The organism is Enterobacter cloacae complex sp. P13B, assembly GCF_014895915.1.
GTDB classification, from domain to species: Bacteria; Pseudomonadota; Gammaproteobacteria; order Enterobacterales; family Enterobacteriaceae; genus Enterobacter; species Enterobacter bugandensis.
The window spans coordinates 1-26,030 of sequence record NZ_JADBQN010000033.1; the positions used below are offsets into that span (position 1 = coordinate 1).

At 56.2% G+C, this 26,030-nt stretch carries 23 protein-coding genes; 11 read left to right on the top strand and 12 right to left on the bottom strand.

Going from position 1 to position 26,030, the window contains the following annotated elements; genetic code table 11:
• Nucleotides 1–33: 33 nt before the first annotated feature.
• From ssuB to ssuE, 5 genes are read right to left on the bottom strand one after another with little or no spacing between them, the layout of a single operon-like run.
• The gene (ssuB, locus tag IM273_RS14860; RefSeq protein WP_193051266.1) at nucleotides 34–804 is read right to left on the bottom strand and encodes an aliphatic sulfonates ABC transporter ATP-binding protein; all 771 of its coding nucleotides are present in this window, start codon (nucleotides 802–804) and stop codon (nucleotides 34–36) included.
• Nucleotides 801–1,592 carry an aliphatic sulfonate ABC transporter permease SsuC gene (gene ssuC / locus IM273_RS14865; protein ID WP_028012588.1) on the bottom strand — a complete coding sequence of 264 codons (792 nt, stop codon included), beginning with the start codon at nucleotides 1,590–1,592 and terminating at the stop codon, nucleotides 801–803. The genes ssuB and ssuC overlap by 4 nt, the downstream gene beginning before the upstream one ends.
• A 9-nt stretch (nucleotides 1,593–1,601) precedes the next feature.
• Nucleotides 1,602–2,747 (bottom strand): FMNH2-dependent alkanesulfonate monooxygenase, encoded by a 1,146-nt coding sequence (gene ssuD, locus IM273_RS14870; RefSeq protein ID WP_028012589.1) that lies wholly within the window; start codon nucleotides 2,745–2,747, stop codon nucleotides 1,602–1,604.
• Nucleotides 2,744–3,706, bottom strand: a complete 963-nt coding sequence (locus IM273_RS14875; protein WP_126326551.1) for a sulfonate ABC transporter substrate-binding protein — start codon at nucleotides 3,704–3,706, stop codon at nucleotides 2,744–2,746. The genes ssuD and IM273_RS14875 overlap by 4 nt, the downstream gene beginning before the upstream one ends.
• On the bottom strand, nucleotides 3,699–4,274 hold the full coding sequence (gene ssuE / locus IM273_RS14880; RefSeq protein ID WP_193051268.1) for an NADPH-dependent FMN reductase: 576 nt from the start codon (nucleotides 4,272–4,274) through the stop codon (nucleotides 3,699–3,701). The genes IM273_RS14875 and ssuE overlap by 8 nt, the downstream gene beginning before the upstream one ends.
• Nucleotides 4,275–4,523: 249 nt before the next feature.
• Between ssuE and pyrD the strand changes: the two genes are divergently transcribed.
• On the top strand, nucleotides 4,524–5,534 hold the full coding sequence (gene pyrD / locus IM273_RS14885; protein WP_045261711.1) for a quinone-dependent dihydroorotate dehydrogenase: 1,011 nt from the start codon (nucleotides 4,524–4,526) through the stop codon (nucleotides 5,532–5,534).
• A 165-nt stretch (nucleotides 5,535–5,699) separates the two neighbouring features.
• A complete protein-coding gene (gene zapC, locus IM273_RS14890) occupies nucleotides 5,700–6,242 on the top strand; it encodes a cell division protein ZapC (RefSeq protein ID WP_028012593.1) in 543 nt (180 codons plus the stop codon).
• On the opposite strand, the gene IM273_RS14895 is transcribed toward zapC, so the two are convergent.
• Complete coding sequence (locus IM273_RS14895) at nucleotides 6,239–7,348, bottom strand: YcbX family protein (protein ID WP_193051270.1); 1,110 nt, start codon at nucleotides 7,346–7,348, stop codon at nucleotides 6,239–6,241. The two genes, zapC and IM273_RS14895, sit on opposite strands and share 4 nt — an antisense overlap.
• Nucleotides 7,349–7,446: 98 nt before the next feature.
• Between IM273_RS14895 and rlmKL the strand changes: the two genes are divergently transcribed.
• The 6 genes from rlmKL to rmf all read left to right on the top strand — a co-directional run bounded on the left by rlmKL (nucleotide 7,447) and on the right by rmf (nucleotide 15,373).
• Nucleotides 7,447–9,555: a bifunctional 23S rRNA (guanine(2069)-N(7))-methyltransferase RlmK/23S rRNA (guanine(2445)-N(2))-methyltransferase RlmL gene (rlmKL, locus tag IM273_RS14900; RefSeq protein ID WP_028012595.1), complete on the top strand. Its 2,109-nt coding sequence runs from the start codon at nucleotides 7,447–7,449 to the stop codon at nucleotides 9,553–9,555.
• 12 nt (nucleotides 9,556–9,567) lie between these two features.
• The gene (locus IM273_RS14905) at nucleotides 9,568–11,475 is read left to right on the top strand and encodes an ABC transporter ATP-binding protein (protein ID WP_193051272.1); all 1,908 of its coding nucleotides are present in this window, start codon (nucleotides 9,568–9,570) and stop codon (nucleotides 11,473–11,475) included.
• Between the two features lie 12 nt (nucleotides 11,476–11,487).
• Entirely contained in the window at nucleotides 11,488–12,741 is a 1,254-nt protein-coding gene (pqiA, locus tag IM273_RS14910) for a membrane integrity-associated transporter subunit PqiA (RefSeq protein WP_193051274.1), read from the top strand.
• Nucleotides 12,742–12,745: 4 nt separating this feature from the next.
• A complete protein-coding gene (gene pqiB / locus IM273_RS14915) occupies nucleotides 12,746–14,386 on the top strand; it encodes an intermembrane transport protein PqiB (RefSeq protein WP_059356813.1) in 1,641 nt (546 codons plus the stop codon).
• A complete protein-coding gene (gene pqiC, locus IM273_RS14920; protein WP_028012599.1) occupies nucleotides 14,383–14,949 on the top strand; it encodes a membrane integrity-associated transporter subunit PqiC in 567 nt (188 codons plus the stop codon). Before pqiB ends, pqiC begins: the two co-directional genes overlap by 4 nt.
• 256 nt (nucleotides 14,950–15,205) lie before the next feature.
• On the top strand, nucleotides 15,206–15,373 hold the full coding sequence (rmf, locus tag IM273_RS14925) for a ribosome modulation factor (protein WP_013097261.1): 168 nt from the start codon (nucleotides 15,206–15,208) through the stop codon (nucleotides 15,371–15,373).
• 71 nt (nucleotides 15,374–15,444) lie between these two features.
• On the opposite strand, the gene fabA is transcribed toward rmf, so the two are convergent.
• Nucleotides 15,445–15,963, bottom strand: a complete 519-nt coding sequence (gene fabA, locus IM273_RS14930; RefSeq protein WP_000227926.1) for a bifunctional 3-hydroxydecanoyl-ACP dehydratase/trans-2-decenoyl-ACP isomerase — start codon at nucleotides 15,961–15,963, stop codon at nucleotides 15,445–15,447.
• A 68-nt stretch (nucleotides 15,964–16,031) separates the two neighbouring features.
• Entirely contained in the window at nucleotides 16,032–17,792 is a 1,761-nt protein-coding gene (locus tag IM273_RS14935; RefSeq protein ID WP_193051276.1) for a Lon protease family protein, read from the bottom strand.
• A 185-nt stretch (nucleotides 17,793–17,977) separates the two neighbouring features.
• On the opposite strand from IM273_RS14935, the gene matP reads away from it, so the two are divergent.
• Nucleotides 17,978–18,430 (top strand): macrodomain Ter protein MatP, encoded by a 453-nt coding sequence (matP, locus tag IM273_RS14940; RefSeq protein WP_023332611.1) that lies wholly within the window; start codon nucleotides 17,978–17,980, stop codon nucleotides 18,428–18,430.
• 63 nt (nucleotides 18,431–18,493) lie between these two features.
• Here the strand turns inward: matP and ompA are convergent, their stop codons facing one another.
• Both ompA and sulA read right to left on the bottom strand, forming a co-directional pair.
• The gene (ompA, locus tag IM273_RS14945; RefSeq protein WP_108780329.1) at nucleotides 18,494–19,549 is read right to left on the bottom strand and encodes a porin OmpA; all 1,056 of its coding nucleotides are present in this window, start codon (nucleotides 19,547–19,549) and stop codon (nucleotides 18,494–18,496) included.
• A gap of 354 nt (nucleotides 19,550–19,903) precedes the next feature.
• Complete coding sequence (gene sulA / locus IM273_RS14950; RefSeq protein WP_028012602.1) at nucleotides 19,904–20,413, bottom strand: SOS-induced cell division inhibitor SulA; 510 nt, start codon at nucleotides 20,411–20,413, stop codon at nucleotides 19,904–19,906.
• A gap of 217 nt (nucleotides 20,414–20,630) precedes the next feature.
• Here sulA and IM273_RS14955 point away from each other — a divergent pair, with 217 nt between their 5' ends.
• Nucleotides 20,631–21,257: a TfoX/Sxy family DNA transformation protein gene (locus IM273_RS14955; protein WP_048999389.1), complete on the top strand. Its 627-nt coding sequence runs from the start codon at nucleotides 20,631–20,633 to the stop codon at nucleotides 21,255–21,257.
• Here the strand turns inward: IM273_RS14955 and yccS are convergent.
• Both yccS and IM273_RS14965 read right to left on the bottom strand, forming a co-directional pair.
• Nucleotides 21,214–23,376: a YccS family putative transporter gene (gene yccS, locus IM273_RS14960; protein WP_041910602.1), complete on the bottom strand. Its 2,163-nt coding sequence runs from the start codon at nucleotides 23,374–23,376 to the stop codon at nucleotides 21,214–21,216. The two genes, IM273_RS14955 and yccS, sit on opposite strands and share 44 nt — an antisense overlap.
• 19 nt (nucleotides 23,377–23,395) lie before the next feature.
• Nucleotides 23,396–23,842: a YccF domain-containing protein gene (locus tag IM273_RS14965; RefSeq protein ID WP_028012605.1), complete on the bottom strand. Its 447-nt coding sequence runs from the start codon at nucleotides 23,840–23,842 to the stop codon at nucleotides 23,396–23,398.
• 123 nt (nucleotides 23,843–23,965) lie between these two features.
• On the opposite strand from IM273_RS14965, the gene helD reads away from it, so the two are divergent.
• On the top strand, nucleotides 23,966–26,020 hold the full coding sequence (helD, locus tag IM273_RS14970; protein WP_193051278.1) for a DNA helicase IV: 2,055 nt from the start codon (nucleotides 23,966–23,968) through the stop codon (nucleotides 26,018–26,020).
• Nucleotides 26,021–26,030 lie beyond the last annotated feature (10 nt).

Genomic DNA, 26,030 nt, shown 5'->3' on the forward strand with positions numbered 1-26,030 from the left:
TCAGCCCACGGGGAGAGGGCCGGGGTGAGGGCATCAGGCATTGGCCTTTATCCGCTGAATCTCCGCTTCCCCACGTTTCATCACCCGATCCAGCACTTCGGCTTCCAGCTCCGCCAGTCTCGCCGAGCCCACGCGACGAGGGCGCGGGATGTCCACCGTCAGATCCAGACCGATTTTCCCGTTTTCTATAAGCAATACCCGGTCCGCCATCGCCACGGCTTCGCTGACGTCATGCGTCACCAGCAGTACCGTAAAGCCGTGCGCCTGCCAGAGGGATTCAATCAGATCCTGCATTTCTATCCGCGTCAGGGCATCAAGTGCGCCGAGCGGCTCATCAAGCAGCAGCAGGCCGGGACGGTGAATCAACGCTCGCGCCAGCGCCACGCGCTGCTTCTGGCCGCCCGACAGCGCCGCAGGCCATTCACCTGCACGGTTTTCCAGCCCGACGGCGGCCAGCGCCTGACGGGCTTCATCCCGCCAGTTGCCTTTGAGCCCCAGCCCGACGTTATCAATCACCGTTTTCCACGGCAGCAGGCGCGCATCCTGAAACATCATGCGCGTATCGTCCTGAATATTGGCCAGCGGCGTGGTTCCTGCCAGAATCTCTCCACCGTTGGGGGCTTCCAGCCCGGCTAAAAGACGCAGGAGCGTGCTTTTTCCGCCGCCGCTGCGCCCGACTACAGCCACAAACTGGCCGGCGGGAATGTGCAGCTCCAGCCCGTTAAGAATGGTGTTTTCGCCGTAGCGTTTGGTTACGCCGTTCAGCAGCAGCGGCGTGCCCTGATTTAGTCGTGCGGTATTCATGCTTTCGCCTCCTGAAGGGTATAGGCCGGGTTCCAGCGCAGCCAGCTGCGCTCCAGCCACTGTGCGCTGACGTCGGCGAGTTTGCCGAGCAGTGCATACAGAATGATGGCGACCACCACCACGTCCGTTTGCAGGAATTCGCGGGCGTTCATCGCCAGGTAGCCAATACCGGAGTTGGCTGAGATGGTTTCCGCCACAATCAGCGTCAGCCACATCAGGCCGAGCGCAAAGCGCACCCCGACCATAATGGAGGGCAGGGCGCCCGGCAGAATCACGTGAGCAAAGAGGGAAAAACCCGATAAGCCGTAGCTGCGCGCCATCTCCACCAGACCGCGATCGATATTGCGGATGCCGTGCCAGGTGTTGATGTATATCGGGAACAGCGTGCCCAGCGCCACGAGGAAGATTTTGGCGCTCTCATCGATCCCAAACCACAAAATGACCAGCGGGATCAGCGCCAGGTGCGGCACGTTGCGCAGCATCTGGATGGAGGTATCCAGCAGCCTTTCCCCCCAGCGTGAAAGGCCGCTGATCAGACCCAGCACCAGACCGATGCTGCCGCCGATGGAAAACCCAATCACCGCGCGCCAGGAGCTGATCGCCAGATGTTGCCACAGCTCTCCGCTGACGCTCAGCGACCAGAACGCTTCGATAACGCCCTCCGGAGAGGGCAAAATGCGGCTCGACAGCCAGCCGGTGGTCGACGCGAGCTGCCAGAGCGCCACGATGCCGACGGGCAAAAACCACGGGGCGGCGCGCAGCAGCCATTTTTGTGAGGTGGCAGACATGGTCACTCCTTAGCTCTGTGCGGCTTTGCGCGGAATAAATTCGTTTGCCACGGCTTCGCCCTGCAGCTGGAGCCGCTGCGGCTGCGGAATTTCCGGAACGGCGACATCCAGGTGCGGGAACAGCAGCTCGCCCACCCTGTAGGCCTCTTCCAGGTGCGGATAGCCGGAGAGAATAAAGCTGTCGATGCCCAGGTCAGCGTATTCATTAATACGTGCAGCCACGGTTGGCCCGTCGCCGACCAGCGCCGTGCCCGCGCCGCCGCGTACCAGACCCACGCCCGCCCACAGGTTCGGGCTGATTTCCAGATTCTCGCGCTTGCCGTTGTGCAGAGAGGCCATGCGGTGCTGCCCGACGGAGTCGGTTTTGGCAAACGCAGCCTGCGCCTTCGCAATGGTCTCATCGTCCAGATGGGAGATCAGACGGTCTGCCGCCTGCCAGGCTTCTTCATTGGTTTCGCGCACAATCACGTGCAGGCGAATTCCGAAGCGCACCTTGCGGCCATGGGCGGCGGCTTTGGCGCGGACCTGGGCAATTTTCTCTTTCACCAGCTCGGGCGGCTCGCCCCAGGTCAGATAGAGATCGACCTGCTCGGCGGCCAGATCCTGGGCCACATCCGAGGATCCGCCAAAATAGAGCGGAGGGCGCGGCTGCTGCACCGGCGGGAAGTAGAGCTTCGCGTCGCGAACGTGAATATGCTTACCTTCAAAGGTGACGGTTTCGCCTTCCAGCAGGCGTCGCCAGACGCGGGTAAATTCGGCGGAGGCTTCATAGCGCTCGGTATGGTCGAGGAACACGCCGTCGCCTGCCAGCTCCTGCGGATCGCTGCCCGTCACCAGGTTAAACAGAGCGCGGCCGTTGGAGAGCCTGTCCAGCGTTGCTGCCTGACGCGCCGCCACGGTGGGTGAAACGACGCTCGGGCGCAATGCAACAAGGAATTTAAGGCGCTGGGTGACCGGGATCATCGACGCGGCCACCAGCCAGGCATCCTCGCACGAGCGTCCGGTCGGGATCAGCACGCCGGTAAAACCGATTCGGTCCGCCGCCTGGGCAATCTGCTGAAGATAGCCATGGTCAACCGGGCGCGAGCCCTCTTCTGTACCAAGATAGTGTCCATCACCGTGGGTGGGTAAAAACCAGAAAAGATTCAGACTCATGATTTAGCTCCTTCTTTGCCAGCGGGCTGCCAGATGCGTTCGCGAATATCGACCTGTTTTGGTACCAGGCGGTTTTGATAGAAGAGGTCAGCAGTCTGTTGCTGAAGCGCGGCGACGTGCGCGTCGACAGGCGCAATGGTGGTGGGCGGACGGTGGCTGAGGTAGCTCGCGATCACCGGCTCAGGTAAGCCCATGGTTTTTGCCAGCAGGGCGATGCTCGCCTGACGCTGGCTCTGGGTCAGGGCATCTGCCTGCGTAAAGGTATCCAGTACGCCCTGAATAAACGCGCCGTTTTTTTCGGCGTAAGGGCGTGAGGCGAGGTAGAACGAACCGGTTTGCTTCAGCGTGGTACCGTCTTTCAGCACCCGTACGCCACCCTGCAGTAATGCCGCAGAGTAGTACGGATCCCAGATAGCCCAGGCATCAACGTTCTTCTGCTGGAACGCGGCGCGCGCGTCGGCGGGCGTCAGGTAAACGGGCTGAATGTCGGTGAACTTGAGCCCGGCTTCCTGTAAGGCGCGCAGCAGCAGGTTGTGCGAGCTGGAACCTTTCTGGAAAGCGACCTTACGCCCTTTAAGGTCGGAGACGCTTTTAATGTCACTGTTTTCAGGTACCAGGATGACTTCGGCTTTCGGCTTAGCGGGTTCTACACCGACGTATACCAGGTCTGCCCCGGCAGCCTGAGCGAAAATAGGCGGGATGTCGCCCGTACTGCCCAGATCGATACTGCCGACGTTCAGGGCTTCAAGCATCTGCGGCCCTGCCGGGAACTCCACCCATGAGAATTTGGTGTCCGGGAAGCGTTTTTCCAGCAGATGGTGGCTTTTTGCCAGCACCATACTGACGCTGCCTTTTTGGTAGCCAATCCGTAGGCTATCCGGTGCGGTTTCTGCGGCATGTGCCAGCGCGGTAAACGCCATCAGGCCAGCCAGTCCGAGGCGGGTTAAGGTTTTAAACATGTGCGACTCCCTGCAGCGGATTAAAAGAAGGAACCTGGATATCCCGGCGATGCATCGCGTGCCAGAAAGTTTCCAGCGAGGCATCAAGGCGCGTTTGCAGATTCGGCGTGAAGTGCGGCTTATGCTGGTAGTCAATGACCTGCGAATCATCCGCGAAAACGCCGTGAAGGATCTCCTGCGCCTTCAGGGCGTTCAGCACCGGCTTCAGGGCGTAATCTACCGCCAGTAAATGGGCCACCGTGCCGCCCGTTGCCAGCGGCAGAACCACTTTGCCGTCCAGTGCGCGCTCGGGGAGAAGATCGAGCAGCGTTTTCAGCGCGCCCGAAAAAGACGCTTTATAAATCGGGGTCGCAACGATGAGGCCGTTCGCTTCCTTGAGCTGCTCAGTGAGGGTTTTCAGCGCGGGGCTGTCGAAGCGGGCATACAGCAAATCTTCAGGTTCGAAGTTATGCAGATTCCAGTGGCACACTTCCACGTCCAGGGCATTGAGCTTGTCGCGGGCATATTCCAGCAGGGCGCTGGAACGCGAAGGGAATCGTGGACTTCCGGCCAGGGTAATGACGCGCATACTTCCTCCTTATAACTAATTGTTTGCTTTTGCCTAACATTCATAACAATTTTCAGGAGTGTGACACCGCGCGGTTATTCCACTAAATGATTTATCCGCAATTAAACTGCGAAAAACTGCATAAGAAAGAGAGTGGGAGGTAAACGATTGCGTTTTACGCAGATTTTTTTGCCGCAGGTCAATTCCCTTTCGTGACGGGATCGCCCATAATCCCCTCCCGGTTTGCACACCGGGAATCCAGGAGAGTTCATGTACTACCCCTTCGTTCGTAAAGCCCTTTTCCAGCTCGACCCCGAGCGCGCTCATGAATTTACATTCCAGCAATTACGTCGTATTACAGGAACGCCTCTGGCGGCCCTGGTGCGTCAAAACGTGCCGGAAAAGCCTGTGCAGTGCATGGGGCTGACCTTTAAAAATCCATTGGGTCTGGCGGCCGGTCTGGACAAAAATGGCGAGTGCATTGATGCCCTGGGTGCGATGGGCTTTGGCTCCATCGAAATTGGTACCGTCACGCCGCGCCCGCAGCCGGGAAATGACAAGCCGCGCCTGTTCCGCCTGGTCGAAGCCGAAGGGTTGATCAACCGCATGGGCTTTAATAACCTCGGCGTTGATCATCTGGTAGAGAACGTGAAAAAAGCCCATTTTGATGGGGTGTTAGGCATCAATATTGGCAAAAATAAAGATACGCCGGTTGAGCAGGGTAAAGATGACTACCTGATTTGTATGGAAAAAGTCTACGCCTATGCCGGGTATATCGCGGTGAATATTTCCTCACCCAATACCCCGGGGCTGCGCTCCTTACAATATGGCGAAGCGCTGGACGATCTTCTGAGTGCCATTAAAAATAAACAAAATGAACTCCAGGCGATCCACCATAAATATGTTCCGGTCGCGGTGAAGATCGCGCCGGATCTTTCTGTCGAAGAATTGATCCAAGTTGCCGACAGTTTGGTTCGCCATAATATTGACGGGGTGATTGCAACGAATACCACGCTCGATCGTTCGCTCGTTCAGGGAATGAAAAACTGTGACGAAGCGGGTGGGTTAAGTGGCCGTCCGGTACAATTAAAAAGCACCGAAATTATTCGCGCGCTGTCTGCGGAATTAAAAGGCCGTTTACCGATTATTGGCGTCGGCGGTATCGACTCGGTGATTGCTGCGCGCGAGAAGATGGCGGCCGGTGCGTCACTGGTGCAAATCTATTCCGGCTTTATTTTTAAAGGCCCGCCTTTGATTAAAGAAATCGTTACGCATATCTAATCTTTTTTCTTAATCAGACAACCAGGGCTTTATTTCCAGCCCTGGTTGTTTTATATTCCGTCACTGTTGCTTATTTAGACATTATCGTCTTTTATTACTAGTGTTATAAACGAAGCGGCGAACAGGACATTTTTAGTACAGGACGTTTGGGGACGGGAGAGACACATGCGAATTAAACCTGACGATAACTGGCGCTGGTATTTTTGCGACGAGCATGACCGTATGATGCTCGATTTAGCCAATGGCATGTTGTTTCGTTCTCGTTTTGCCCGCCGAATGTTAACCCCGGACGCGTTTTCTCCATCGGGCTTTTGCGTTGACGATGCGGCGCTTTATTTCTCCTTTGAAGAAAAATGCCGCGACCTGATGCTCTCTAAAGAGCAGCGTGCCGAACTGGTATTAAATGCGCTGGTGGCCATCCGTTTCCTGAAACCGCAAATGCCGAAAAGCTGGCATTTCCTGCCTCACGGCATGGACTGGACGCCAGCAACGGGCGATGCGGCCAGCGTTAACCTGAGCGATACCGCCGAAGAGGTGAGTTTGTTAGTGGTTGAACCGGGCGAAAACGCCGCACTCTGTCTGCTGGCGCAGCCCGGCGTGACGATTGCCGGGCGTGTAATGCAGTTAGGTGATGCGATCAAAGTCATGAATGACAGGTTGAAACCACAACTGCGCGTCGATGCCTTCAGCCTCGAACAAGCGGTTTAAGCTTCCAGTTGTACCGACGTTTTCGGTACGCAGCTACAGCACAGGATTGTGCCGTCATTTCCAATTGCAGATTTTTTCAGCGCACTCACTTCTCCCTCCAGCAGCTTGATGCGGCAGCATCCGCAAATTCCCGCGCGGCAGGAATACGGTACGCGAATACCGGCTTGCTCCAGCTGCTCCAGTAAAACCTGCTGATTGTTGCCACGAATAACCTTGCCCTGCCAGTGAATATCCACCGCAGTGGCGACATTCGTCTCAACCTCGACCATTTCTTCTTCCTGGCCTGAGCCGTACACTCGCGCCGGCCCGCGGGCGAGAATTTCAACCTCATCGCCTACGCGGATCGCGCCGCTGGATCGCGGGATCAGGTTCTGGCCGAAATCGACATCACCGTTGTTCTGCGCGGTACGGAAAGATTGCAGCGTTTTCAGCGGCTCGCCAGAAGGATGCTTCTGGCCTTTCTCAGGACTTACCGTGGTGAAAATGCAGCGGCTGCAGGGTTTGACGACGTCAAAGATGACGCTGCCGATGCGGATGACTTTCCAGGTGTCTTCATCCCAGGCGTCCGCTCCGGTCACGACCAGATTCGGGCGGAACTGTTCCATCTGTACGCTGGCTTTACAGCGATTCTGTAAATCACGCAGAGACGCTTCGTTGGTGAGCAGGAACGGGAAGCCATCCGCAAAGGAGAGGGGAACGGCGTCGTGGCGCTTTACGCGACGTGTCAGTTCCGGCCCAACCCACCGCAGCTGCACGTCGCGGGAGAAGAAGCCGCTCAGCCAGCGGTTAATTTCATCCGGGGCGATGCGCGCGGTAAAATGGTTGCCCCATACTTCCGTTGGCGCGTCGACAGCCGCAAAATCAGCAAAGCGAATCACCGCGCTGGAACCGTCCGGCGCGGTAAGGTGCAAACCGTCGTGAAGCGGGGAAGGGGTAAAACGAACCATCTGCGGGAACTGGCGTGCGGTGATAAACGTACCGTCAGGCTCGGTGACCATAAAAATACGATCGAAGGCGAACCCGCTCATGTCTGCCAGCGCGTGAGTGACGCCGATGCCGCGCATGGATTTCACCGGATGAATAAAAAGCCTGGATAACGTCGCCACTGCACACTCCCTCGAATGAAAATAAGCCTTCAACTTTATGACATACACGCCATATTAGCTATAATGCGCGACAATTTTCTAAGAGTAAAAGTGACGATATGAATTCTCTGTTTGCCAGTACGGCCCGTGGGCTGGAAGAGCTGTTAAAAACTGAACTGGAAGCCCTGGGCGCGCAAGAGTGCCAGGTGGTTCAGGGTGGTGTCCATTTTGAGGGCGACACGCGGCTTATTTACCAGAGCCTGATGTGGAGCCGTCTGGCGTCGCGCATCATGCTGCCGATGAAGGAATGCAAGGTCTATAGCGACCTGGATCTCTACACCGGCGTACAGATGATCGACTGGACAGAGATCTTCACGCCTAACGCCACCTTCGCGGTGCATTTCAACGGCGTGAACGACGAGATCCGCAACAGCCAGTACGGCGCCCTGCGCGTAAAAGACGCCATTGTGGACTGCTTCACGCGTAAAAATAAGGAACGTCCGAACGTCGATCGCGAAAACCCGGACCTGCGTATCAACGTCTGGCTGAACGGCGACACGGCGAGCATCTCCCTCGATCTGAGCGGCGCGGGTCTGCACCTGCGCGGCTACCGCGATCGCACCGGTATGGCGCCGATCAAAGAAACCCTGGCCGCCGCCATCGTGATGCGCTCCGGCTGGCAGCCGGGCACGCCGCTGCTCGACCCAATGTGTGGCTCCGGTACGTTGCTGATTGAGGCGGCCATGCTGGCCACCGACCGCGCGCCGGGGCTGCACCGCGGCCACTGGGGCTTCAAAGGCTGGGCGCAGCACGACGAAGCGCTCTGGAAAGAGGTTAAAGACGACGCGCAGACCCGCGCGCGTAAGGGGCTGGCGGAGTATACCTCTCACTTCTACGGTTCGGATAGCGACCCGCGCGTAATAGAACGCGCGCGCAGCAACGCCCGTCGCGCCGGTATCGGCGAGCTGGTCACCTTCGAGGTGAAAGACGTGGCGAACCTGACCAACCCGCTGCCGAAGGGCCCGTACGGGACCGTAATCAGCAACCCGCCATACGGCGAGCGTCTCGACAGCGAACCGGCGCTGATTGCCCTGCACAGCCTGCTGGGCCGCAATATGAAGGACTACTTCGGCGGCTGGAATCTGTCTCTGTTCAGCGCCTCGCCGGAGCTGCTGAGCTGCCTGCAGCTGCGTGCCGATCGCCAGTTTAAAGCGAAAAACGGCCCGCTGGACTGCGTGCAGAAAAACTACCATCTGGCAGAGAAAGCGGCGGACAGCAAGCCAACCGGCGTGGCAGAGGATTACGCCAACCGCCTGCGCAAAAACCTGAAGAAATTTGAAAAATGGGCGAAGCAGGAAGGGATCGAGTGCTATCGCCTGTACGACGCCGACCTGCCGGAGTACAACGTAGCGGTTGACCGCTATGCGGACTGGGTGGTGATTCAGGAATATGCTCCGCCGAAAACCATCGATGCGCAAAAAGCGCGCCAGCGCATGCTGGACGTCATTGCGGCCACCATTGCCGTGCTGGGGATTGCGCCGAACAAGCTGGTGCTGAAAACCCGCGAGCGTCAGAAGGGTAAAAACCAGTACCAGAAGATGGGCGAAAAGGGCGACTTTATCGAAGTGGGCGAATACAACGCTCGCCTGTGGGTGAACCTGACCGACTATCTTGATACCGGCCTGTTCCTCGACCACCGCATCGCCCGCCGCATGCTCGGCCAGATGAGCAAGGGCAAAGATTTCCTCAACCTGTTCTCCTACACCGGGAGCGCCAGCGTGCATGCCGGTCTCGGCGGCGCGCGCAGCACTACCACGGTGGATATGTCCCGCACTTATCTCGAGTGGGCCGAGCGTAACCTGCGTCTGAACGGCTTAACCGGGCGTCAGCATCGCCTGATGCAGGCCGACGTGCTGGGCTGGCTGCGCGATACCGACGAGCAGTTCGACCTGATCTTTATCGATCCGCCGACCTTCTCTAACTCCAAGCGCATGGAGGATAGCTTTGACGTTCAACGCGATCACCTGCGCCTGATGACCGACCTGAAGCGCCTGCTGCGTAAAGGCGGCACCATTATGTTCTCGAACAACAAACGCGGCTTCCGTATGGATCATGACGGCCTGGCAGCCCTGGGACTGAAAGCACAAGAAATCAGTCAAAAAACGCTGTCTCAGGACTTCGCCCGTAACCGTCAAATTCATAACTGCTGGTTGATTACCGCGGTCTGAAAGGAAAAATAAATGTCATTAATTAGTATGCACGGCGCGTGGCTCTCTTTCAGCGACTCACCGCTTCTCGATAATGCGGAACTGCATATCGAAGATAACGAGCGCGTCTGTCTGGTGGGCCGTAACGGCGCGGGTAAATCCACGCTGATGAAAATCCTCAACCGCGAGCAGGGGCTGGATGACGGCCGCATCGTATACGAGCAGGATCTGATCGTCTCCCGCCTCCAGCAGGATCCGCCGCGTCATGTGACCGGCAGCGTGTACGATTTCGTGGCGGAAGGCATCTCCGAGCAGGCGGAGTACCTGAAGCGCTATCACGAGATTTCGCATCTGGTGATGACCGACCCGAGCGACAAGAATCTCAACGAGCTGGCGAAAGTGCAGGAGATGCTCGATCACCACGGTTTGTGGCAGCTGGAAAACCGCATTAACGAGGTGCTGGCGCAGCTCGGGCTGGAACCCGACATGGAGCTGTCGGCGCTCTCCGGCGGCTGGCTGCGTAAAGCGGCGCTGGGGCGCGCGCTGGTCAGCGGCCCTAAGGTACTGCTGCTGGACGAACCAACCAACCACCTGGATATCGAAGCGATTGACTGGCTGGAAGGTTTCCTGAAAACCTTCAGCGGCACCATCATCTTCATCTCGCACGACCGTTCGTTTATTCGCAATATGGCGACGCGCATTGTCGACCTCGACCGCGGCAAGCTGGTCACCTATCCCGGCGATTACGACACCTATCTGCTGGAGAAAGAAGAAAACCTGCGCGTGGAAGAGCTGCAGAACGCCGAGTTCGACCGCAAGCTGGCGCAGGAGGAGGTCTGGATCCGCCAGGGCATCAAAGCCCGTCGTACCCGTAACGAAGGCCGCGTGCGTGCCCTGAAGGCGATGCGTCGCGAGCGCAGCGAGCGCCGCGAAGTCATGGGCAGCGCCAAAATGCAGGTGGAAGAGGCGTCCCGCTCCGGCAAGATTGTCTTCGAAATGGAAAACGTTAACTACCAGGTTGACGGCAAGGTGCTGGTGAAAGATTTCTCCGCGCAGGTTCAGCGCGGGGACAAAATTGCGCTCATCGGCCCGAACGGCTGCGGCAAAACCACCCTGCTGAAGCTGATGCTGGGCCAGCTGCAGGCCGACAGCGGTCGCATTCACTGTGGCACCAAGCTGGAAGTGGCCTACTTCGATCAGCACCGCGCGGAGCTGGATCCGGACCGCACGGTGATGGACAACCTCGCCGAAGGTAAACAGGAAGTGATGGTAAACGGCAAGCCGCGTCACGTTCTGGGCTACCTGCAGGACTTCCTGTTCCACCCGAAACGCGCCATGACACCGGTACGCGCGCTGTCCGGCGGGGAACGTAACCGTCTTCTGCTGGCTCGTCTGTTCCTGAAGCCAAGTAATCTGTTGATCCTCGATGAACCGACGAACGATTTGGATGTCGAAACGCTGGAATTACTCGAAGAGCTGATCGATGGGTATCAGGGAACCGTGATGCTGGTTAGCCACGATCGTCAGTTCGTGGATAACACCGTGACCGAGTGCTGGATCTTCGAAGGTGAAGGGCGAATTGGCCAGTACGTGGGCGGTTATCACGACGCAAAAGGGCAGCAGTCGCAGTCTCTGGCGCAGAAACAGTCGAAGTCCAGAACAAGTTCTGAACCTGCTGTAACAAAAGCAGAAACTGTCAAGAAAACCTCGGCTAAACTAAGCTATAACCTGCAGCGCGAGCTGGAGGGGCTACCTCAGCGTCTTGAAGAGCTGGAGGCCGCGCTTGAGGAGCTGCAAGCGCAGGTTGCTGATGCGTCATTCTTTACCCAATCGCATGACTTTACTCAGAAAGTACTGGCTGAAATGTCCGCGGCTGAAAAAGCCCTGGAAGAAGCATTTGAGCGCTGGGAGTACCTTGAGTCTCTGAAAAACGGCGCATAACAGGGATTAAATATGTGTGACCAGCACCATGCCGACAGGCATATATTATGCTCGCAATGCGATATGCTCGTGGCGTTGCCAGAGCTTGGTCACGGACATAAAGCCCAGTGTCCACGCTGTGGCGCGACGTTGACAACCGAGTGGGACGCGCCGCGGCAGCGTCCCACCGCTTACGCGCTGGCAGCACTGTTCATGCTGCTGCTCTCCAATCTCTTCCCCTTCGTCTATATGAAGGTAGGCGGGATGACAAGCCAGGTTGATCTGCTTGAAATCCCGGGCGTGATGTTCTCAGAAGATTACGCCAGCCTCGGCACCTTTTTTCTGCTGTTCGTCCAGATAGTCCCGGCGTTTTGCCTGGTCGTCATCCTGCTGCTGGTTAACCGCGTCAGGATGCCGTCATCGCTGAAAATCCGGCTCGCGCGCATCCTTTTTCAGCTCAAAAGCTGGGGGATGGCCGAGATCTTTCTCGCAGGGATACTGGTCAGTTTCGTGAAGCTGATGGCGTACGGCGACGTGGGGATAGGCAGCAGCTTTATTCCCTGGTGTCTGTACTGTGTCCTGCAGCTGCGCGCTTTCCAGTGCGTGGACAGGCGCTGGGCCTGGGACGATATCGCCCCGGCACCGACGCTCGCGCAGACGGTGAAGGTTGGCGTGCCGGGTATCCACCAGGGGCTCCGTTCTTGTCCGTGCTGTACCGCCGTGCTGCCCGCCGATCTTGAGGTTTGTCCGCGCTGCGAAACGAAGGGCCATGTTCGCCGTAAAAATAGCCTGCAGTGGACGATGGCGCTGCTGGTCACGTCCGTCATGCTGTATCTGCCCGCTAATATTCTGCCGATTATGATCACCGATTTGCTCGGCGATAAAATGCCCTCGACGATCCTCGCCGGGGTCATACTGCTGTGGAGCGAAGGATCCTATCCTGTCGCCGGCGTGATTTTCATCGCCAGTATCATGGTGCCCACTTTAAAAATGATCGCCATTGCCTGGCTCTGTTGGGATGCAAAAGGCCACGGAAAACGCGACAGTGAACGCATGCATCTGATTTACGAAGTGGTCGAATTTGTCGGTCGTTGGTCAATGATCGACGTGTTTGTGATTGCCGTTCTCTCTGCGCTGGTGCGGATGGGCGGTTTGATGAGTATTTATCCCGCGATGGGGGCTTTAATGTTTGCACTGGTGGTGATTATGACCATGTTTGCGGCCATGACCTTCGACCCTCGTTTATCGTGGGATCGTGAGCCTGAATCAAGCCATGAGGAAGAGTAAGAGCATGGAAAATAAGAGTGGAGAGGCGAAAGTGCAGAAGGTCAAAAACTGGTCGCCGGTGTGGATTTTCCCAATCGTGACCGCGCTGATCGGTGCATGGATCCTGTTTTATCACTACAGCCATCAGGGACCGGAAGTGACGCTGATTACCACCAATGCCGAAGGAATTGAGGGCGGTAAAACGACCATCAAAAGCCGCAGCGTGGATGTGGGCGTGGTGGAAAGCGCAACCCTGACCGACGATTTAACCCATGTGGAGATTAAGGCGCGTCTTAATGCCGGCATGGAAAAACTCCTGCACGGCGATTCTGTTTTCTGGGTGGTTAAACCGCAGGTGGGACGTGAAGGGATCAGCGGCTTAGGTACGCTGCTCTCAGGTGCCTACATCGAACTGCAGCCGGGTGCAAAAGGCAGCCAGCCGGCGCAGTACCAGCTTCTGGATTCACCGCCGCTCGCACCGCCTGATGCAAAAGGTATCCGCGTGATCCTCGACAGTAAAAAAGCGGGACAGCTCACGGCGGGCGACCCGGTACTTTTCCGCGGCTATCGCGTGGGTTCGGTGGAGAAAAGCACCTTCGATCCTCAGAAAAGATCCATCAGCTATCAGCTGTTCATCAATGCGCCTAACGATCGTCTGGTTACCAGCAACGTCCGCTTCTGGAAAGACAGCGGCATCGCGGTGGATCTGACCTCGGCGGGCATGCGTGTAGAAATGGGCTCGCTGACAACACTGTTTGGCGGCGGCGTGAGTTTTGACGTACCCGAAGGTCTGGACCTGGGACAGCCGGTTGCGGAGAACACCGCTTTCCGCCTGTTCGACGATCAAAAAAGCATTCAGGATGCACTCTATACCGATCACATCGACTACCTGATGTTCTTTAAGGACTCTGTTCGCGGCCTGCAGCCTGGGGCGCCCGTTGAGTTCCGCGGTATTCGTCTGGGGACGGTGGGACAAGTGCCTTACTTTGTTCCAGGCCTTAAGCAGATGCTTGATGATGATTATCGTATTCCGGTGCTGATCCGCATTGAGCCTGAGCGCCTGATCAACCAGATTGGTGAGAATCAGGATATCGGCGAGCACATCACCGACCTGATGAATCGCGGTCTGCGCGGCTCGCTGAAAACCGGTAACCTGGTGACCGGCGCACTGTATGTCGATATGGACTTCTATCCAAAAGCGCCGCCGATTACCGGTGTGCGTGAATTTGGTGGTTACAAGATCATCCCAACGGTAAGCAGCGGTCTGGCCCAGATCCAGCAGCGTCTCATGGAAACGCTGGATAAAATTAACAATCTGCCTCTGAACCCAATGATTGAGGCGGCGACAGGTTCGTTACATCAAAGCCAGGCGACAATGCAGCGCCTGCAGACCACGCTGGATAACATTAACAAGATTACTGCAAACCAGAGTATGCAACAGCTGCCGCAGGATATGCAGAAAACGCTGCGCGAGCTGAATCGCAGTATGCAGGGCTTCCAGCCTGGCTCGGCGGCGTACAACAAGATGGTGGCAGATATGCAGCGTCTCGATCAGGTCTTGCGTGAACTGCAGCCGGTTCTGAAAACGCTCAACGAGAAGAGCAACGCGCTGGTGTTCGAAGCGAAAGATAAAAAGGATCCTGAGCCGAAGAGGGCGAAACAATGAAAAAATGGCTAGCGATTGCAGGAGCGATGGTACTCACGGCCTGTAGCTCCGGGAGCGAAACGAAAAGCTACTACCAGCTGCCTCTGGTGACGCAGGCGGTTACGCAAAGTTCCGCCTCGCAGGGCAACCGTCTGCTGTGGGTTGAGCAGGTCGCCGTGCCGGATTACCTGGCTGGCAACGGGGTGGTCTATCAGACCAGCGATGTACAGTACGTTATCGCCAACAACAACCTGTGGGCCAGCCCGCTGGACCAGCAGTTACGCAATACGCTGGTGGCGAATCTGGGCAGCCAGCTTCCGGGCTGGGTTGTTGCCTCCCAGCCTTTGGGAAGCGATCAGGACACGCTGAACGTCACGGTAACGGGCTTCCACGGCCGTTATGACGGTGCGGTTGTCATCAGCGGCGAGTGGCTGTTGAATCATCAGGGACAGCTGATTAAGCGTCCTTTCCATCTGGAGCTGAAGCAGCAGAAGGATGGCTATGATGAAATGGTGAAAGTGCTGGCTCAGGGTTGGGCGCAGGAGTCAGCCAGTATCGCTAGGGAAATTTCCCGGCTGCCATAAGTAAAATTCATCGTCAAAAACCGCAATCGGCCTGGTGCTGATTGCGGTTTTTTTTTCGTTTTTGCGTCAGGTTGTTACTTGTGCCGGGTCACAATTTTTGTACAAATGATCTTCCAGCTAGCTCACAAATATGACACCCGTATGAATTTTGAACATTGACGCTGGGACTAATTCGGGGTATTCGTTATCTGTGCCTGCGCATCTGGCGCGGACACTGTTTTCTTTCCACCAGACAAAAGAATGAGGGAAACGAGGCATGAAGAGACAGAAACGAGATCGCCTGGAACGGGCTCATCAACGTGGTTATCAGGCCGGCATCGCTGGACGTTCGAAAGAAATGTGTCCTTATCAGACGATAAATCAAAGGTCACAATGGCTTGGAGGCTGGCGAGAAGCCATCGGCGACAGGGCACTTATAGCCTGATAACGTCTCTTTAGAAAAAGAAACCTCCGCACTGCGGAGGTTTCGCCTTTCCGGGGTCGCTTAAAGCGATATCAGAACGCGGAAGTGTCCTGGAACAGACCCACTTTCAGATCGTTCGCGGTATAGATCAGACGACCGTCTACCAGCACTTCGCCATCCGCCAGGCCCATAATCAGGCGACGGTTAACGATGCGCTTGAAGTGAATACGATAGGTGACTTTCTTCGCCGTAGGCAGAACTTGACCAGTGAATTTCACTTCGCCCACGCCCAGCGCGCGGCCTTTACCTTCACCACCCAGCCAGCCCAGATAGAAGCCAACCAGCTGCCACATGGCATCCAGGCCCAGGCAGCCAGGCATTACCGGATCGCCAATAAAGTGGCAACCGAAGAACCACAGGTCCGGGTTGATATCGAGTTCTGCTTCTACGTAACCCTTATCGAAGTTGCCGCCGGTTTCGGTCATTTTCACGACACGGTCCATCATCAGCATGTTCGGGGCCGGTAACTGTGGGCCTTTCGCGCCAAACAGTTCTCCGCGACCAGAGGCAAGAAGATCTTCTTTTGTATAGGATTCGCGTTTATCTACCATGTTCTCAGTAAGCCTTATTTTAGTGAAGGACGCAGGATAGCTAACACGTGTACGCTGAACAAGTCCGATCAGTTCGAACTGAACCAGCCCAGCCAGCGTAACGGCCATGGATAACGATGGCGAGCATCCTGCTGCGTCGCCTGAGCAATGCGCTCCTGGATAGTCTGCATCAAAGTTGTCTGACCTTCGCCATCCCAAACCAGGTTTGTCAGTAAGGGTAGTGCATCCTCAATCCCTTCGATGGCCCAGATGGCGAATTGTTCCTGTTCAACCGCGTCCAGAATATCCTGGCACAGGCTGAGATGGCGTACGTTAGGCGCCGGAATAATCACACCCTGTTTGCCGTTTAAACCGCGCTGCTGACAGACAGAGAAGAAGCCTTCAATTTTTTCGTTCAGACCGCCAACGGGCTGAGCACGACCAAATTGATCGACCGAACCGGTAATAGCGATGTTCTGGTTGATCGGCACGTCCGCCAGGGCGCTGATTAAGGCGCACAGCTCCGCCATTGAGGCACTATCGCCATCCACTTCGCTGTAGGACTGCTCAAACGTCAGCGAGGCGGAGAAGGGGATTTGCTGCTCAAGCTGCAGCTCAGACATCAAAAATGCCTGCATGATCATCATGCCTTTGGCGTGAATGTTGCCGCCCAGTTCGGCTTTGCGTTCAATATCGGTAAACTCACCGTCGCCAATATGCACAACGCAGCTGATTCGCGAGGGTTCACCGAACGCGCGCGGATGGCCAGGAAACTCGATCACCGAGAGGGCGTTGATCTGCCCAACGCGTTCGCCTTCTGTCTCGACCAGAATTTGTTCCAGCAGAATTTCATCCTGCATGCGGTCAGCAAGATAGCCTTCGCGCCACTCTCGCTGCGCCAGCATCTGCGTGAGCTGTTCGCCAGTAAACGCACCGTTACCGCTGATCGTACCGACTTCACGCAGCTGCTTGCCGATCCAGAGCGGGCAGAGCGGCAAGGTTTCCTGGTCACCGGTATAGCGAACGGCTTCGCGGATTAAACCCGGCCACGCGTCGGCGGCAGGCGCTGGCAATGCAAAACGTTCCGCCACGGCCATCACCCACTGACACCACTGCGCCATGTCGTCCGCATCGGCAATCTGAATGTTGTCTTCGTATTCGCTGTAAACTGCCTGCTCGGCCAGTTCCGGCTCCATCTCCTGGAAGTCCGCCAGCGATTCGCGGTCACCCGTCAGCACGACGGTCAGCGACAGCGGCATTGACGGCACGGAGACAGGAAGAGGACGAGACTCGTCGTAACCGACCCAGTCAAAGCGCTGTTGGGTCACAACGGTTTTCAGACGCATCCACAGCAGCGGCTGCGAGAGCAAAGTGCGCAGAGAGATGATGAGCACGCCGCCGTTTGCACGATGCACTAGCCCCGGCTGCAGGGAAAGCTCGCCGTTAAACTGGCGCAGACAGCCAAACAGCTGTTCAGCCTCGACCCAATTAGCGGTAATTACCTCGCCGTTAGCAGCAAAACGACCGTCGGCCTGGTCCGCCGGTCCGAAGGTAATATTATGCCCCGCGATACGATACTGGCCGCCAAATACCGCGGTGGTGTCTGGCCGCAGCTGGCGCGTCGCATCCCCAAGCAGCGACAGATATTCCGCTTCTTCCGGGGCTTTCAGCAGCATGAAGGGCGATGTCGCCCACGGGCTTAACGTCTGCTCCAGCGCATAATGTAAGCGTGGTTGCGTATCGCTAAGGATGAATTCGTGTTCTTTTGCGAGATCGGGCTGTGCAAACAGTTCCTGATAGCTCTCGGCATCCGGAACAAGGTCACGCCATGCTAGTTTCGTAATGGTCAAAGTTGATGTTTTTTAGTCAGATGTAAAAGCGTGGAGTATACCGTAAGCGGGGGGCTCTACCCAAGCAGGATTGGTGTTTCAGCAGGCGGATTGGCTGCAGTCACTCACAGGATATGATTTCTTTTCAGCAGATTGCTAAAAAACTGATATTCTGAACAGAGTTACGTGGTAACACTGAGATCGCAATGAAATATCAACAACTGGAAAATCTCGAAAGCGGCTGGAAATGGAAGTACCTGGTCAAAAAGCACCGTGAAGGGGAGCTGATCACCTGCTACATCGAAGCCAGCGCTGCGCAAGAAGCCGTGGATATTTTGCTGACCCTCGAAAATGAACCGGTACAGGTTAATGGCTGGATTGAGAAGCACATTAATCCTGCGTTGTTAAACCGGATGAAGCAAACTATCCGCGCGCGACGTAAACGGCATTTTAATGCTGAGCATCAGCATACCCGGAAAAAATCCATCGACCTGGAGTTCGTGGTCTGGCAGCGTCTGGCCGGGCTGGCACAACGGCGTGGTAAGACCCTGTCGGAAACCATCGTGCAGCTGATTGAGGATGCCGAACATAAAGAGAAGTACGCCAACCAGATGTCGTCGCTGAAAAATGACCTTCAGGCGTTGTTGGGCAAAAAATAGATTTTAGTTTTCTTCAGACAATAAAAAACCCCGCATGGCGGGGTTTTTTTATAAGACGATAACTTATGCCGCTGGCTGAGTTACAACGTCTTTAACGCCTTTAACTTCGATCTCTACGCGACGATCTGGTGCCAGGCAGTCGATCAGTGCAGCGCGAGCTTTAACGTTGTCACAGGTGTTGCCAGTAACTGGGTTAGATTCGCCCATACCACGTGGGGAGATCTTGTTAGCTGGGATACCTTTAGAGATCAGGTAATCAACAACAGACTGAGCACGTTTCTCAGACAGTTTCTGGTTGTAAGCGTCAGAACCGATGCGGTCGGTGAAGCCCAGAACCACTACAGAACCGTCTTTAGGATCCAGGTTGCTCAGCTGGGTGTACAGCTGATCCAGTGCCTGCTGACCTTCTGGTTTCAGGGTCGCTTTGTTGAAGTTGAACAGAACGTCAGACTTCAGAGTGAAGTGTTTGGTCTGTACTTCTGGAGCTGGAGCCGGCGCTGGAGCAACAACTGGTGCTGCATCTTCCTGCTGGCCGAAACGGTAGGAAACACCTACGCTCAGCATGCCGTTGTCTGGACGAACGCCAACGGTAGCACCGTCACCGATGTTGTTAACCCACTGGTATTCCAGACGGGTAGCGATGTCACGGGTCATAGCCCACTCAACGCCACCAGCGAATACTGGGGAAACGCCAGTGTCATGGTCGTCGCCAGCGATGTTGTTGCTGGAGTCTGCACGCCATACCATGCCGCCCAGACGGGTGTACACGTCCAGATCGTCAGTTACTGGGTAACCCAGTTTAGCGGTCAGCTGAACGCCCTGAGCTTTGAAAGCGCCATTGATGGTGTCGCCTTTGTATGGCATACGACCTAACCAGTCGTAACCCATTTCAAAGCCAACATACGGGTTAACCTGATAGCCACCGAACGCACCTGCACCAAGCTGGCTCTCGTGAGTAGGGCCATCGTTGTTCAGGCTGCTGTTGTACCAGCCAGTGTCATGGAACTGAGACCAGCCCAGTTTACCACCTGCATACCAGGTATTATCTTTCGGAGCGGCCTGCGCTACGGTAGCGAAGCCAGCCAGTGCCACTGCAATCGCGATAGCTGTCTTTTTCATTTTTTGCGCCTCGTTATCATCCAAAATTCGCCATGAAGGTCTCAAGAGAGAATCACGGTTAAATCCTTCACCGGGGGGCGTGGTCAAATATAAATCTACCGATATCTTCGGCTTAGGCCGAGCACCCCTGGCGATGTAAAGTCTACAACGTAGCTGAAAACTTACAAGTGTGAAGTCTGTCAGGCATATGAAAAAAAAAGTTCCGTATACCTATTATTTAACATTTTTAGAACGAATTTTGTGCAATAAAATTAAGGAGAACCGCACCAGACAAGCCTTGCCGCAATTTTGAGGCCGGGAACTAAAACCGCATCCTGCGGTCAAAAAAAATTCCAGGAAAAATCTTAATTTCACTCAATGATACAAATTTGAGTGAATTTTTAGCCCAGAAAGTTGTCCTTTGCGATAAGAATCTGGACGAACCGGGCGCATGATAAACCCGATCGCATTCCCTTCTTCAGCCGCTTCGGTCAGACGAAAATGTTCCTCTTCCGTCAATTCTTCCGGTAACCACCCGATCACCACGCTGTAATTTCCAGTGCGTAACGCACGAATCATCGATTCGACGGTATCGCAGGGAGAAAGCTGGTTGATCTGCATAACCTTTGCCAGCGGCAGGCCCGCAGACTGCACCCATTGGCGGCTCAGTTTTTGCTGCGGCGTCAGCCAGAGCTGCCAGCGTGATTGCTGACCAAGCTGCTGTAATAACGGAAGCAGCAGGAGTTGGGTCAACAGAGGCTGGTCTTCACGGTAAACCACTTCACTAATAAGCCCCGTCGAAGCACCCCCAACGGTGTTCTGCGCGACAGTGCCCGCGGTAGAGGAGAGAGAAGTTGAGCGATTTGCATAGCCTGAAGTGTACATATTCATTCCAGCCCTGTAGTTACTGTATGGATATACAGTAACCCCTGTATGCATAAAGATCAACCTCATTTTCGGAAAGCGACTCGCAAAATTCATTCAATGTTGATGCCCTTCGAAAAATCATCTTGCTCAACGACGCTAAGTTGCCTATTTTCCTGCTAACGGATCCGCTAGTAAGAAATTTCGTTGTTACTTTATGATTTTGAAGGGAAATATCATGAAAAAGATATCTTATGAACGGATTTATAAATCCCAGGAATACCTGTCACCACTGGGTGAAATTCATCATCGCGCGCTGTTCGGCGGCTATACCCTGGCAGTGGATGATGCGGTTTTTGCCATGGTGTCAGAAGGTGAGCTCTACCTCCGTGCCTGTGAAGAAAGTGCGAAATACTGTGTGAAAAATGCCGCGTCTTTTTTGACCCTGATGAAGCGGGGCCGTCCGGTGCTTCTCAACTATTACCGGGTGGATGACGGGCTATGGCAGGACAGGGAGCGTCTGCTTCAGCTCTCCACTTTCGCACTTAATGCGGCAAGAAAAGAGCGTTACCAGCGGCATCAGCGCAATCGACTTAAGGACCTGCCAAACCTGACCTTTCAGCTGGAAGTGTTGCTCGTTGAAGCGGGCATCACCAACGAAGAAACGCTGCGGGCGCTTGGCGCAAGGGAGAGCTGGCTGAAGATGCGGGCGAAAAATAAAGCGCTGAGTATCAAAGTGCTATTCGCGCTGGAAGGGGCGATCGAGGGGCTGCATGAGGCGGCACTCCCGGCCGGCATTCGCCGGGAGTTGACGGAGTGGTTTAATGCGCTGCCTGAGCCACAGGAGAATCACTCCTCCAGGTAGCGATTTGCTGTTGCAGCCGGCAAATTTCTGGCAGCAGGGCGATGAGCAGGCCAATCTGCTGTAACACCAGGGGCGCTTTGCTGTCGTTTCCAGGCTCAAGATGCGCAATACGTTGGGTAAGTTCATCCAGCGCCTGTCTCACGCGCGGTTCATCGGCTGGCCGGTGATGCAGTGCATCATCGACATAACAGACTGCGTCATCCAGCAGGTTGAGGATGCCCGGGTTGGTGAGTTTTTCGCGGTGGGCGCCCAGCGTGGAAATATAGCTAGTGAAGGTATGGTTCAGGCAGAGCAGCCGGAAAGCCGTCTCACGAATCTCGGCCGTGGCGCGAGGCTCCGTTGACATGTTAGAGACCACCGAGGCCAGTTCCGCATCGCTGTTGTGCGCATCGCGGCGCGCTATCCGGTAAGCCAGGCGGTTATCGCGGCCCTGATGATACTGCTCAAGGATGGCATCCAGGTATCGGCAGTTGGCGTTCATTGCCCTGTCTAACACGCGCGGTAGATTACGGAAACGCCAGTCCGGCCAGATAAAGCTGACGGCGGCCCAGGCGATAGCGCAGCCAATCAGGGTATCGAGTACGCGGGGCAGGGCGACCTCGAACCCTTCACCCAGCAGGTTAAAGCAGAGCAGAACCAGCAGCGTGATGAACATTGTGGCATGGGCGTACTGCACGTTGCGAAACGCGAAGAACAGCACGCCGGTGATCACGATCAGGATCAGCTGTCCTTCAATGGACGGCACGAAATAGAGCACCGGAAGGCCGATCGCGACGCCGACCAGGGTGCCGATAATACGCAATGCCAGGCGGTGTCGGGTGGCGTTATAGTTCGGCTGACAGACAAACAGGCTGGTCAGCAGGATCCAGTAGCCGTGGTGCAAACCGGTTATCTGGATAAAAGCATACCCCACGCATAAGACCAGGGACATTCGCACCGCGTGACGAAACAGCGCCGACTCCGGCGTGAAGTTGCGGCTCAGCCTTAGCCACATATCGCTCACGCTGTGCACGCTGTCATCTGCAAGCTGGTTATCCACCTCGCTGCCCGGCAGTGCCATCGCCTGCTCGGACTCAATCGTCGCCAACTGAGCATCAATCGCCCGCAGGTTGTTGAGCAGAAAACCCAGCGCTTTGATCTGTTCCGGTGACGTTCCGCTGGCCTGCACGCGGTCGAGCGCCGCATCAAGATGGCTAAACACGCGTTCGAAGCGGGAGTCGTGCTGATAGGGCGTGCGCAAAAGAATGGAGCGCGCGAGCTGCTGGCATGCCTGTGACTGCATGGACAGCAGGCGCTGAAAGCGGAACATGACGTCGCTGTAGCGGAACTTCTCGCGCAGGGCGGCATACTGAACGTGTGAGGAGCTGGCGCGCTCATGAATGTCCTGAGCGGCAAAATAGTAGTGCAAGGTTCTGCGCGTGCCGCGCTGGCCGCGATCCCCGCGCAGACGGGTAAGCAGCGAGGCTTTCGTCTGGTTAAGGGTGGCGACCAGCTGGCCGTTTGCCAGCGCCAGATCGTAAAGCGGCGCCTGGCTTTCTTCCTCAATATCCGGGTCGAACAGCCGGGATTTCAGTTCCAGATAATGGGCTAGCTGCTCATAGCTGCGGGCAAGGTTATCCTGCAGAGGACGAACCGGGAAGATTAGGTGGCCGGTTAACGTTAGCAGGTTATACCAGATGGCGCCCAACAGCAGCAGCACAGGCTGCTGATACCACTGGTCGTACAGGGAAACGCCCAGCATGGTGTAGATGGCGATCAGCAGGGCCCCAAAGGCGATAGTGGCATAGCGCTGCCCCAGACCGCCCAGCAAAATAAACCCGCTGGTGGAGAGTGTAAGGCCAAGGGCAAACAGCCACGGCCAGGGGAAAAGTAACTCAACGGACGCGGAGGCGATAAAAAAACAGACGAGCGTAATGACCAGATTCCGCAAACGCCCGGCCAGGCGATCGTCCAGATCCGCCAGCGCTCCGGCCACCACCCCCAGCGTGAGGGGGATGGTGAGCTTGACATCATTCAGCCACCACGGCAGGGCAGCCGTGCCGCAAAGCGCGATAAATATCCTGACGTTGTAGAGCCAGGCGCTGTTCCAGGTATAACGGCGAAGCAGTGGACTTAGCATAAACGCGGCCAGTCCTTATTTACTGAAAACGACGACGTGCGTTCGCTTCACGCGCCGCCTGGGCCACTTCGACCGGAACCACCCTGCGCCCGACGGGCCAAAGGGCGATGGCGGCGATCTTAAAGTTCGCGAGCCCGACCGGAATACCAATTATTGAGATGCACTGCGCAATACCGGCAAAAATATGCATGATGCACAGCCACCAGCCGAAGAAAATCAACCACAGAATGTTCAGCAAAGTTCCCCCCGTATTCATCAGGGCGCTCTTGTTCTCCGGGTTCAGCTCGTTAACGTGGATAGCTTCATTACCGTAGGGGATGAACGAGAGTTTCGTGATTTCCCAGCAGGAACGGGTCAGGGGAAGGGTGAAGATCAGGACGATGCTCACCAGCGTGGCAAAAAGCCAGGAAAGGGTGGTGGCAAAACCGCCCAGCACAAAATTCAACACATTCAGAACGGTACGCATAAACCCTCACTTCCTTTCGATAAAATTAACGCCCAATGATTGTAACGTTTTTTTAGGCTGGAGCACCTTAAAACTGGCAGTTAAACTGTCAGGTAAATTATCTCTTCGTGGATTTGGCGGGACATGGAACTGAAAGCAACTTCTTTAGGCAAACGCCTGGCGCAACACCCCTATGACAGAGTTGTTCTGCTCAACGCCGGGGTTAAAGTCTCCGGAGAACGCCACGAATACCTTATTCCGTTTAATCAACTTCTGGCTATTCACTGCAAGCGCGGGCTGGTGTGGGGCGAGCTCGAGTTCGTTCTGCCTGACGACAAAGTCGTGCGCCTTCACGGTACCGAGTGGGCGGAAACCCAGCGTTTCCACCATCACCTGAACGCGCTCTGGCAGCAGTGGAGCCACGACATGAGCGTGATTGCCGCTCAGGTGCTGCAGCAGGTGCTGGACGAGATCGCGCAAAGCAACGCGCAGCAAACGTGGCTGACGCGCCAGCAGACCGCCGGACTGCAGCAAAAGATTCGACAGGCACTTTCGGCGCTGCCGCTCTCCGTGACGCGTCTTGATGAGTTCGACAATTGTCGCGATGCCTGGCGTCAGTGCCAGGCCTGGCTGAACGATATGGATAAAAGCCGGCTGGCGCATAACCAGGCCTGGACGGACGCCATGCTCACCCAATACGCCGACTTTTTCAGTACGGTGGAGTCTTCACCGCTCAACCCTGCTCAGGCGCGCGCGGTGGTGAACGGCGAGCAGTCGCTGCTGGTGCTGGCGGGGGCCGGAAGCGGTAAAACGTCGGTGCTGGTGGCGCGTGCGGGCTGGCTTCTCACCACCGGGGAGGCCGTTGCCGATCAGATCCTGCTTCTGGCTTTTGGCCGTAAGGCGGCACAGGAGATGGACGAACGCATCCAGGAACGGCTGCACACCCGGGATATTACCGCCAGAACCTTCCATGCCCTCGCGCTGCATATCATTCAGCAGGGCAGTAAAAAAGTGCCTGCTATCAGTAAACTGGAAAACGACGCGCAGGCGCGACAGGCGTTGTTTATTAAAACGTGGCGTCAGCAGTGCAGTGAGAAAAAGGCGCAGGCGAAAGGGTGGCGTCAATGGCTGGAAGAGGAACTTAACTGGGAGGTGCCGGAGGGCAGCTTCTGGCAGGATGAAAAACTGGCGCGTCGGCTCGGCTCGCGTTTTGACCGCTGGGTCAGCCTGATGCGGATGCACGGCGGCTCGCAGGCAGAGATGATTGAAAGCGCGCCGGAGGCGATCCGCGATCTGTTTTCAAAACGGGTCAAGCTGATGGCTCCGCTATTGAAAGCCTGGAAAAACGCGCTGAAAGAGGAAAATGCCGTTGATTTCTCCGGCCTTATCCATCAGGCGATCGTCATTCTGGAGAAGGGGCGCTTTGTCAGCCCGTGGAAGCATATTCTGGTGGATGAGTTCCAGGATATCTCACCCCAGCGTGCGGCACTGCTCTCGGCGCTGCGGGCGCAAAATAAACATACCTCGCTGTTCGCAGTGGGGGACGACTGGCAGGCCATCTACCGCTTCAGCGGGGCGCAGCTCTCGCTGACGACCGCCTTCCACCACTATTTTGGCGAAGGCGACCGCAGCGATCTGGACACGACATACCGCTTCAATTCACGGATTGGTGAGATCGCCAACCGCTTTATCCAGCAGAACCCGCACCAGCTGGCCAAGCCGCTCAACAGCCTGCGGGCAGGGGATAAAAAAGCGGTCACCCTGCTGGCGGATGACCAGCTGGAGCCGCTGCTGGACAAGCTCAGCGGCTATGCGAAGCCCGATGAACGTATCCTGGTGCTGGCGCGTTATCATCACCTTAAGCCTGCTGCGCTGGAAAAAGCCGCTACCCGCTGGCCGAAACTGCAGCTTGAATTTATGACCATTCACGCCAGCAAAGGGCAGCAGGCCGATTATGTGATTGTGGTGGGGCTGAAGGAGGGCAGTGACGGATTCCCGGCTCCGGCCCGCGAGTCGGTCATGGAAGAGGCCCTGCTGCCGGTGCCGGAAGACTTCCCGGATGCCGAAGAACGGCGTTTGCTCTACGTGGCCATCACCCGCGCGCGTCACCGCGTGTGGCTGCTGTTCAATAAAGAGGATCCATCCGTGTTTGTCGATATTTTGAAGAGTATTGATGTGCCGGTGGCGCGGAAGCCATAACGACCAGGGC